This window comes from Methanospirillum sp. (genome assembly GCF_028679455.1).
Taxonomy (GTDB): domain Archaea; phylum Halobacteriota; class Methanomicrobia; order Methanomicrobiales; family Methanospirillaceae; genus Methanospirillum.
Map to the genome: position 1 here is coordinate 1 of NZ_JAJRBM010000037.1, position 5,674 is coordinate 5,674.

The window sequence follows — 5,674 nt, forward strand, 5'->3', positions numbered from 1 at the left end:
CACGGGTATTCACCGATAGTCCGGTACTACCCAGACATTCGTAAATAAAGATCCGGGATTCACAAAAGAAGAAATATTTCTCTGAATCGTCACAACAGAATACAAATGAATTCCCGCTTCTCTCTATTTTTCATGGCATGCATCGTCTTTTGTATCGCCGGTAGCATCATGTTCTCTCCGGTAGCTGGATTAATCCCCGATGAACTGGTAGTAGATTACGGGCAGGATTCCCTGCAGCAGCATAATACCTCAACACCCATCGGAGTTCTGGTTATGCAGAGTGGCTTTGTATCTGATATCGGTACCGAATATTCACGGGCATTCTCACTTGCAGCGAAGGATGTGCCAGGGTCACACATTAGTCAGGTTATCAGGGATGCCGGAAGTAACATCTCCGTCGCATCGATGGCATGGAAAAATATGAGCGAATCATACCCGGATCTGCCGGTAATCGTTACCGTCGCCAGCTGGACCTCAAACACCGTATACCCTGACGCATCAGCGTTAGGGATGGTTCAGGTTGCACTCGGTAGTGCTCTGATCAACCGCAACAATTCACCTGACCACCTGATACGATTCACTCCGGGTGTGGAACAGGAAAGCCCGGTCCTTGCAACATACCTGGAGCAGTTCAACAGAATCGTACTTCTCGGAGGAAATAACCAGTATACAAATGGATATGCGGATACGTTTGAAAAACTACTCCCTGAAAAAACGAGAACCATATCGTGGTACAATCCTGATGATCCAAAATCCACTCTGAACATTTCAGAGATCAGAGAGGCAGATCCCGACGCAATCGTTCTGCTAGGTTTTTCAGAGGTTCCTGCTGTGGTGAGAGTGATCCGGGATGCAGGCATTACTGCTCCGCTGATTGGAACACGGGGAGTTGAGAATAACGCACTTGCAGCGACAAAGGAAGCAGAAGGGCTCATCTTCACCACACCTTCGCTGAACAGGACAAACCCGTTTTTTGACCGGTATCGCGAATACTACCATGAAGATGCAACCTTCTTCGGAGCAGAAGGGTATGATGCCATGACTTCACTCTATTCCGCCGTTTCAACCTGTGGAAATTCCCCGGATTGCATCTGTACCTGGTATCAGAACCAGACTATTGATGGGGCACTCGGGGAGGTCAGCTTTGATAACAACGGGGTTGCATCCTACCCGATAACATTCAGGGCAGTCAGGAACGGAACATTCGAGGATGTAACCCTCCCTCCATCAGTATTGCCAGATACTGTGGAATAATTCGGACTCATCAATGACTCACCTATCGCAGGACCTCACCCCGGACAGATCCTCTGTGTCGGGATTAAGGAAGCAAATCTGCCTCCCACTCACTCATCAGAATGCAGCAGGGGCTGCCCGGCTATATACCGAAGTGTTCACCGCTGACGAGCCAACCACCAGACATGCAGACCTTGATTCATCCAGGTTTCTTCCCTTCGCAGTACATTATGTCAGGACCCTGGTTGATATGGATCTCAGTTATCTCACCGGTGACGGTGAGACCGAAGAACCAGCCGGGTTTATCTTCTGCCTAGATCTGACTGATGACCCGGAACAGGGAGGGCCGGAGATGATAGCCTTCCTCTCCCATTTCAGGGAGGCTATCGCGATGATTAATGAACTTGAAGACCGGTATTTTGACAGGGAAGCAATCCAATCCGGATCGGTTCTCCATATTTTTCAGATTGGTGTCAAACGAGAATTCAGGGGAACCGGCATTGCGCAACAGATGATTCACCAGGTAATAAAGCAGGCACGAAACCGTGGATTTACCCGGATCGTGGCGGATTGCACCAGTATTACATCAAAGCGGGTGTTTGAACGATGCGGGTTTCTGGAAGCCGGATACTATCCATACCAGGATTTCCAGTTGAACGGAGTCAGACATTTCGAAGGGTTGGACCATGGAATCTATCTGATGGTTAAAGAGTTGGGAACATGAAAATCAGGTCCAGGGTATTACCAGGATCCCGGTTCATCCCAGAGCTCATAAGTTTCTCCCTCCCATAGATCCGGAGGATTAACGGAATAATGGATCAGAACCTGCTCATTGCTGATGAGACAATCATCATAACACTCCTGCTTATCGCCATCATCACCGCAATAACCCTGCGACATCTGAAGATGCCGTACACTATCGGCCTGGTTATTACCGGGTATATATTTTCAGCATTTATCGTTCCCCATATCGCTGCACTCAAACATTTTGAAGGATTTGTCCCGAGTTCAGAGATCGTCCTCTACCTCTTCCTCCCCCTGTTCATCTTCGAGTCTGCAATCGCCCTGGACACGAGGATGCTCAGCAGAAACCTCTTCCCGGTACTGGGACTGGCAATTCTTGGAGTGGTGATATCTGCGATGATCATCGGCGGACTGTTATCGCAGTTGTTTGCCATGCCCCTGCTCTTCGCCCTCCTCTTTGGGGCATTAATCTCGGCGACCGACCCGGCAGCGGTCATCTCCTTGTTCAAGGAGATAGGGGTGCCAAAACGGTTGCAGATCCTGGTTGAAGGAGAGAGCCTCCTCAACGATGCAGCAGCAATCGTGATGTTTCAGATGGTACTCTCGCTCATCGGAGTCTCCCTGATTGCTGAAAAAATCCCGCTGATCCAGACTTCAGTCGATTTTGCAGGCACTGTACTCACTTCATTCATCGGGGGAATTCTGGTAGGTGCAGCGATCGGATTTCTGCTTAGGTATATGCTCAAACGGACACCGCTCCACTCCCACATTCACCAGACTGCGACCCTGATTGCCGCCTATCTCTCATACCTCATCAGTGATCACCTCTGCGGATTTTCGGGCGTCATATCAGTGGTGGTCTGCGGATGTATGGCAGCACGGGCAGCATCAGACTGGATCGGCCCGGCCCGGAGAGAAGCACTTACCCGGTTCTGGGAGTATATCGGGTTCCTGGCAAACAGTCTTATCTTCCTATTGGTGGGAATCGCGATCGCTTCCCTACAGGATCTCTCAGTGTTTCTAAGCGGTGCAGCGATTGGGATCCTGATGCTGATCGCCGTGGTAACATTCGCCAGGTTTATTCCGGTATTCGCTATCTTCGGCCTCTATAACCTCTTCACTCCCCGGAAAGTCCCACTCACCTACCAGATGGTTAGTTTCTGGGGCGGACTTCGGGGAGCAGTAGCTATCGCTCTCTCACTCTCCCTACCCGCGTCGCTCCCATATCATGATGCAATCGTTGCATTCTCGGTGACCATTGTACTGTTTACCATTCTTGCCCAGGGATTGACAATCGGTCCGCTGATCCATCATCTCGGTCTCGGGCAGACCAGACTGGTGAACCGGTTTCACCAGATATACACGGATCTTGTTGCGTCCCAGTCAGGAGGAAGAAGCCTGCAAAACTCAGTTATGGGTGATATCATCGACCCCATGACAACCCGGAGATATGTAGACCAGTACCAGGAGGCATCTGCCTTACAGGTTGAGAAAATCCGTGATTTCTGGGATGAGAACCGGAAAAATACTGAACGAAAAAGTATTTTGAAGCTTTTCTGGCTGGAAGCACTCAGGTTTGAACAGAAACAGTACCGACTGCTCTATGATGAGGGACTGATCCTTCCAGCGGTATATGCCGAACTGCAGTATCAGACTGCTACCCGGGAGGATCTCATCCAGTCCGGTGATTATCATCCGGGAAACCCGAATATCAGTCCGGGAACAAAACTCAGGAAATGGATCCAGAGGGCGGTAACCCGGATAGCCCCGAAGAGCCGGTTGTCCAGATTCCTTCAGAAGAGAAGCGAGATGAACCGGATATTTGGTGCGGCTGCCATCGTTGTGGCGGCATCCGAGACAAACCGGTATCTTACCAAACTTGCAGCGATTGTATGTCTCGGTCCGGATGAGATATCAGATATTCTCGGAGTATATAACCGGCTTGAGACAGAGGCCCGGAAATACCTGCATTCTGATCAAGTCAGAGAATCCAGGAGTCTGAAGAAGATTAGTGCATATCTTGCCGAACGAACAGCAGGAGCAGGGATGATTACCACGCTTCACCAACATCTCGAAGAAGGAGCCGGGGATGAAAAGACCTTAACCCGGTTGATTGATCATCTTCTCGAAGAGAAGAATGAAGCAAGGCGTGAACTGATCCGGGCCTGCAATGAACTTCCCCTGGAATAATCCAGGAGAATCATCTCCTTCATGGGTCTGATAATGGTTCTTACAATTCCCGATAAAGGAGACCTGGTTTGTATACGTATGTCTGTTCCCGACCAGATCAAGAATCACATACAATCCGGGATACCGATATCTCCCCTGCCCCGGATCGATACACCGGTTGGAGAAACGCAGGATTTCTTAGTCCGGGTATAATTCACAGAAAGGATCATTTTCACGATCTTCATGCCACTCATACTCAATTATCCTGCTCACTTCTGTCGCTGCATCATATCCGATCTGGTCAGATACAAAACCAAGCGCCATATCTATCCCTGCACTGACTCCGGAACTTGTGTATAGGGAGCCGTCTTTTACCCACCGGCTTTTTTTGATCCAGTCAACACCGGGAAACTTCCTGGTGATCGAGAAGAGTCGTTTATTTGAGGTCGCCCGCCTCCCGTTCAACAATCCGGTCTTTGCAAGCAGGAGGGATCCCGTGCAGACGGTCAGGACAAACAGGGCATTCGCAGCCAGAGTTCGCAGGGTGGTGATGAAGGATTCGTTCGTGATGAGGGGAAAGATACCTGATCCTCCGGGGATGAAGAGAATGTACTCATCACTCTCCATTTTTGAGATAGGTTGAGTCACCACCGGAACCTGCTGGCTACTCGTCACCACCCCTCCGTCTGGTGAATAGAAGAGTAATCGGAAGGATTCCGGCTGTAATCCAAAGACCTCAACCGGACCGAAAACATCAAGAGTCTCGAATTCTGGATAGAGCAGGACGATAATATCAGTCATCATCCTCATAAAATGGGGCTTGACTCAGATTTAAATCTGGTGAAATCTGCTATTATTGTTGTATCTCATCGATGGTGGAGGAGATTTATTCACCAAACCAGGGGGACAATCGAGCCAATCAGGGTTGAGAGATACTGAGAATAGGGAGAAATGGTATCAGATCTTCCGTTGATAACTCACACGGACAGGACTATTCAAATGCTGCTTTGTATGGCTCGATCGTATTGATATCCACATCCGAGTACCGATTCCGGATGATCTCCTTTATCCGCTTATGGTAGATGTCCTCGATCTGCTCCTCATTGGTGATCTCCTTGTTCAGAGATTGCGGTCGTCGGAGCAGGGAACCCTGATACTCCTTATTCGCATAATGGAACACCCGGCCCTGCCCAAGGGTAAAGACATATTTCCGAATAGTAATCCGGGAGACACCCGTTGAGCGATCCGAAAGATATGCAACCATCTCCTTCATAGATACTTGTGGATTCTCCCGGAAACACTGGATCAGGTTTCGTGCCAGCAATAACCGTGTTCTGCGATCAGTCTGCAGTTTGAGAACCTGGAGAATAAAAGACTCAATCGGTGACAGGCTGGCTGTCTTGTCAGGTTTTGAGATCTCATCCAGAGATAGGAATATCACCTGTGGATGTCCTGATCCCGATACCGCGGTACTTGCTATCACATCATCAATATAGGACTCTAGGAACTTCGTAAAACTCTTAAATCC

At 49.3% G+C, this 5,674-nt stretch carries 5 protein-coding genes; 3 read left to right on the forward strand and 2 right to left on the reverse strand.

The features are described 5' to 3' along the window. Positions 1 to 105: 105 nt before the first annotated feature. From LUQ50_RS01015 to LUQ50_RS01025, 3 genes are all read left to right on the forward strand, one after another. The gene (locus LUQ50_RS01015; protein ID WP_300034838.1) at positions 106 to 1,254 is read left to right on the forward strand and encodes an ABC transporter substrate-binding protein; all 1,149 of its coding nucleotides are present in this window, start codon (positions 106 to 108) and stop codon (positions 1,252 to 1,254) included. A 55-nt stretch (positions 1,255 to 1,309) separates the two neighbouring features. Then, positions 1,310 to 1,957: a GNAT family N-acetyltransferase gene (locus tag LUQ50_RS01020; RefSeq protein ID WP_300034841.1), complete on the forward strand. Its 648-nt coding sequence runs from the start codon at positions 1,310 to 1,312 to the stop codon at positions 1,955 to 1,957. Between the two features lie 89 nt (positions 1,958 to 2,046). Next, a complete protein-coding gene (locus LUQ50_RS01025) occupies positions 2,047 to 4,167 on the forward strand; it encodes a sodium:proton antiporter (protein WP_300034845.1) in 2,121 nt (706 codons plus the stop codon). A gap of 177 nt (positions 4,168 to 4,344) precedes the next feature. On the opposite strand, the gene LUQ50_RS01030 is transcribed toward LUQ50_RS01025, so the two are convergent. Beyond that, a complete protein-coding gene (locus LUQ50_RS01030; protein WP_300034849.1) occupies positions 4,345 to 4,950 on the reverse strand; it encodes a DJ-1/PfpI family protein in 606 nt (201 codons plus the stop codon). Positions 4,951 to 5,137: 187 nt separating this feature from the next. Then, positions 5,138 to 5,674: hypothetical protein (locus LUQ50_RS01035; RefSeq protein ID WP_300034852.1), on the reverse strand; the 537-nt coding region annotated here is incomplete at its 5' end.

Excerpts from the sequence above, each read along its gene's own strand:
- LUQ50_RS01015 (WP_300034838.1), top strand. The coding sequence starts at position 106 with ATGAATTCCCGCTTCTCTCTATTTTTCATGGCATGCATCGTCTTTTGT.
- LUQ50_RS01025 (WP_300034845.1), top strand. The coding sequence starts at position 2,047 with ATGGATCAGAACCTGCTCATTGCTGATGAGACAATCATCATAACACTC.
- LUQ50_RS01030 (WP_300034849.1), bottom strand. The coding sequence starts at position 4,950 with ATGATGACTGATATTATCGTCCTGCTCTATCCAGAATTCGAGACTCTT.